The organism is Oerskovia sp. NPDC056781, from assembly GCF_042789955.1.
GTDB classification, from domain to species: Bacteria; Actinomycetota; Actinomycetes; order Actinomycetales; family Cellulomonadaceae; genus Oerskovia; species Oerskovia rustica.
This window is the reverse complement of record NZ_JBHUAD010000294.1, coordinates 1-4148: the sequence shown is the minus strand read 5'-3', so window position 1 is coordinate 4148 and position 4148 is coordinate 1. Positions and strand designations below refer to the sequence as shown.

Sequence of the window (4148 nt, the reverse complement as noted above, 5' to 3'; positions counted from 1 at the left end):
GACCTGGGTCCACCTCGGCGCCCGGTAGCACTCTGGAGCGGGGACTATGCGTCGAGCCCGCGACGCGTCAGGAGCGGCGCGATCTCCGGGTCGCGGCCACGCAGGTCCGCGAACGCGACCATGGGGTCGACCGAGCCGCCGCGCGCGAGCAGCTTCTTGCGGAACGCGTCGCCGTTGGCCCGGTTGAGGCCGCCGTTCTCCTCGAACCAGGTCACGGTGTCGGCGTCGAGGACCTCGGACCAGATGTACGAGTAGTAGCCGGCCGAGTAGCCGCCGCCGAACACGTGGTTGAAGTACGTCGTGCGGTAGCGCGGCGGCACGGGCGCGAAGGCGACGCCGGCCGCGTCGAGGGCCGCGGCCTCGAACGGCAGGACCTCCTCGACGCTCGTGGGGACCTGCTCGGGGGCGAGCTGGTGCCAGGCCTGGTCGAGCAGCGCAGCCGCGAGGTACTCGGTCGTCCCGAAGCCCTCGTTGAACAGGCGCGAGGCGAGCATGGTCCGGGCCCACTCGGCGGGCATGGGCTCGCCCGTGACGTGGTGGACCGCGTAGGACGTGAGGATCGTCGGCTCCCAGGCCCACATCTCGTTGACCTGCGAGGGGTACTCGACGAAGTCGCGCGGCACCTCGGTGCCCGACTGCGACGGGTAGCGCACGTCCGAGAACAGGCCGTGCAGCGCGTGGCCGAACTCGTGGAAGAGCGTGATGACCTCGTCCCACACGAGCAGCGTGGGCTCGCCCACCGGGGGCTTGACGATGTTGAGGTTGTTCACGACGACGGGCGGCTGGTCGAGCAGGTGGTTCTGGTCGACCAGGTTGTTCATCCACGCGCCGCCCCGCTTGGACTCACGCGTGTAGAAGTCCGCGAGGAACAGCCCGAGGCCCTGGTCGGGCTCGCCGACCGGTCCGTCGAAGACCTCGAACACGCGGACGTCGGGGTGGTAGCCCACGAGGTCGGTGCGCTCGGCGAACGAGATGCCGTAGAGCAGGTTCGCGGCCTTGAACACGCCGTCGGTCACGACTCGGTCGAGCTCGAGGTAGGGACGCAGTGCGGCGTCGTCGAGCGAGTAGCGCTCCTTGCGGACCTGCTCGGCCAGGTACGCCCAGTCGGACGCACGCAGCTCGGCGCCGTCCCCGGCCTCGCGGGCGAGCGCGACCTCGAGGTCGCCGGCCTCGCGGCGGGCGTTCGCGACGGCCGCCGGGGCCAGCCGCGAGAGCATCGCGTTGACGGCGTCGGTCGTCTTGGCCGTCGCGTCCTCGGCGATGTACGCGGCGTGGTGGTCGTACCCGAGGAGCCGGGCGTGCTCGGCGCGCAGGCGCGCGAGATCGAGCACGATCTGGCGCGTGTCGTTGTCGTCGCCCGTCGCGCCGCGCGTCACGGACGCCTGCTGGACGCGCTCACGGGTCTCGCGGCGTGCGAGCGACGCGATGACGCCCTGCTGCGTGGGCAGCTGCATCTCGAGGAGGTACTTGCCCTCATGACCGCGCGTCGCAGCGGCTGCCGCAGCCGCGGCGACCGCGTCCTCGGGCAGGCCCTCGAGCTCGGCGGCGTCGTCGACCAGGACGCTCGCGGCGTTCGCGCCCGCGAGGAGCTTGCGTCCGAACGCGGCCTCGAGCGAGGTCAGCTTCCCGTTGAGGTCGCGCAGGCGGTCCTGGTCCGCGGCGTCGAGCTCGATGCCCGACCGGCGGAAGTCGACCAGCAGGGTGTGCAGGAGCCAGGCGGTGTCGGCCTCGAGCGTGAGCTCGCCGGCGTCGACGGCGTCCTGGAGGGCGCGGACGCGCGCGTACAGGCGGGCGTCCATGTAGATCGCGTCGTGGTGGGCCGAGAGCTCGGGGGCGATGGCCTCCTCGATGTCCTCGAGGCCCGGCGTCGAGTCGGAGCTCGCGACGTTGTAGAAGACCGTGACCGCACGGGTCAGGAGCTGCCCCGCGGACTCGAGGGCCTCGAGCGTGTTGGCGACCGTGGGCGCCTCGGGGTTGGTGACGATCTGCTCGACCTCCGCGCGCTCGGCCTCCATGCCGGCGCGGAGGGCGGGGAGGTAGTGCTCCTCGCGGATCGTCGTGAAGTCGGGGAGCTGGTACGGGAGGGTGGACGCCGCGGCGAACGGGTTGGCCGGGTCGAGGGTGCTCGTCATGCGTCCTATCTTCACCCGGCGCGCGCCCGGCTCACGACATCATTCCCGGTCGCGTCAGCGCGCCCGTGTCTGCCCGACGTGGTCCCCCGCCTCGGCGGACGGCCACGGCTCGACCGGTTCACGCGGGTCGGCGGCGAGGAGCGTGCCGATCCACGCGTCCCGGCGTGCGCCCCGTTGGACGCCGTGGCCCCGCACGGTGCCCTCGACCCGGAACCCCAGGCGCCATGCGACGCGTCGCGAGGCCCAGTTGCCCGTGAACGCGGTCCAGACCATGCGGGACAGCCCCAGCCCCTCGGGGTCGAACGCCCAGTCGACCACGAGACGGGCGGCCTCGGTCATGAGCCCCTCGCCGCGCACCTCGGGCGCGAGCCAGTACCCGATCTCGGCCGACGTGTCGCGCGTGGGCGAGGAGTCGAGCGTGATCCCGACCATGCCGAGGACGGGTCCGTGCGGCGCGTCCGGGCGGCGGATCGCCCACGTGTGCCCGCGGCCCGTGCGCCACGCCTCGGGCACGACGTCCTCGATGAAGGTCGCAGCGTCCGCGCGCGCGTACGGGCTGGGCACGGTGGTCCACGCGGCGATCTCGGCTCTCTGGCAGAGCTCGGTGATGCGGTCGACGTCCGCCGCGGTGGGCATCACGAGGTGGACACGTTCGTTGGCGAGGACGAAAGGTTCCATCCGGACAGCATGCCACTGCGCGGGGAGGGCTCGACAGGGCATTTCGGGAAGCGACCGGCGCTACTCCCCCACGACGTCCACGGCCCGCGCCCACGGCAGCCCGAGCGCGACGGCGACCTGCTCGTTGACGAGCGTCCCCGCCACGGTCGTCAGCCCGTTGCGCAGCAGCGGGACGCTGCGCAGCGCGCTCGTCCCGCCGTCCGCGAGGAGCGCGAGGTACGGCAGGGTCGCGCTCGTCAGAGCGTGCGTGCTGGTCACGGGTACCGCGCCCGGCATGTTCGCGACGCAGTAGAACGTGGAGCCGTGCACGCTGAACGTGGGGTCGTCGTGCGTGGTGGGGCGGGAGTCCTCGAAGCAGCCGCCCTGGTCGACCGCGATGTCGACGAGGACCGAGCCGGACTTCATGCGGGACACGAGGTCGTTCGTCACCAGGTGCGGGGCCCGGGCCCCTGCGACGAGGACCGCACCGATCACGAGGTCGGCGGCCAGCACCTCCTGCTCGATCGCGTACGCGCTCGACGCGACGGTCCGCACGTGGCCCGCGAACTCCTGGTCGAGCGCACGCAGCACCGGCAGCGACAGGTCGAGGATCGTGACCTCGGCGCGCATGCCGACCGCGATCTCGGCCGCGTGCCGCCCGGCGGTCCCGCCGCCGAGGATCACCACGCGGCCCGGTCTGCTGCCGGGGACGCCGCCCAGCAGCACGCCCGAGCCGCCCGCAGGGCGCATGAGGTGGTACGCACCGACCTGGGTCGCCATGCGGCCGGCCACCTCGCTCATGGGGGCGAGGAGCGGCAGGGAGCCGTCGGGGGCCTGGGCGGTCTCGTACGCGACCGCGGTGGTGCCGGCGTCGAGCAGCGCGGCCGTACCGAGGGGGTCGGCGGCCAGGTGGAGGTAGGCGAACAGCAGCAGGTCGTCGCGCAGCAGCGGGTACTCGCTCGGCACGGGCTCCTTGACCTTGCACACGAGCTCGGCCCGGCCCCAGACCTCCTCGGCCGTGTCCAGGACGTGCGCGCCCGCGAACGTGAAGTCCTCGTCGGAGATGGCCGAGCCGATCCCTGCACCGGACTGGACGAGGACCTCGTGCCCCGCCGCGACCAGATGATGGGCACCCGCCGGGGTCAGCGCGACGCGGTACTCGTTGTTCTTGACCTCGACAGGAATCCCGATCCTCATGCCGCCAGCGTGTCGCGTGCGCGCCGATCGCGCGCGTCGAGGGCTCGCGCGGGTCGCCCGCAGCGCACCCGGCCCGATGCCGAAGCGCGCCACCCGTTGGAAGGTGCGCTCCGCCGTCGGGCCGCTTCTCGGTGCCGAGAACGGGGTTGAGGTCGCCTCCAC

The 4148-nt window shown here is 72.8% G+C and carries 3 protein-coding genes; all 3 read right to left on the bottom strand.

Annotated features, from left to right (window positions below; translation table 11 throughout):
• Nucleotides 1-44: 44 nt before the first annotated feature.
• From ACFRCR_RS17350 to ald, 3 genes are read right to left on the bottom strand one after another with little or no spacing between them, the layout of a single operon-like run.
• Complete coding sequence (locus ACFRCR_RS17350; RefSeq protein ID WP_377679271.1) at nt 45-2132, bottom strand: M3 family metallopeptidase; 2088 nt, start codon at nt 2130-2132, stop codon at nt 45-47.
• Nucleotides 2133-2186: 54 nt separating this feature from the next.
• A complete protein-coding gene (locus ACFRCR_RS17345) occupies nt 2187-2810 on the bottom strand; it encodes a GNAT family N-acetyltransferase (protein ID WP_377679269.1) in 624 nt (207 codons plus the stop codon).
• Nucleotides 2811-2870: 60 nt separating this feature from the next.
• The gene (gene ald, locus ACFRCR_RS17340) at nt 2871-3986 is read right to left on the bottom strand and encodes an alanine dehydrogenase (protein WP_377679267.1); all 1116 of its coding nucleotides are present in this window, start codon (nt 3984-3986) and stop codon (nt 2871-2873) included.
• Nucleotides 3987-4148 lie beyond the last annotated feature (162 nt).

Coding starts and splice junctions, on each gene's coding strand:
- ACFRCR_RS17350 (WP_377679271.1), bottom strand. CDS start 2,132: ATGACGAGCACCCTCGACCCGGCCAACCCGTTCGCCGCGGCGTCCACC.
- ACFRCR_RS17345 (WP_377679269.1), bottom strand. CDS start 2,810: ATGGAACCTTTCGTCCTCGCCAACGAACGTGTCCACCTCGTGATGCCC.
- ald (WP_377679267.1), bottom strand. CDS start 3,986: ATGAGGATCGGGATTCCTGTCGAGGTCAAGAACAACGAGTACCGCGTC.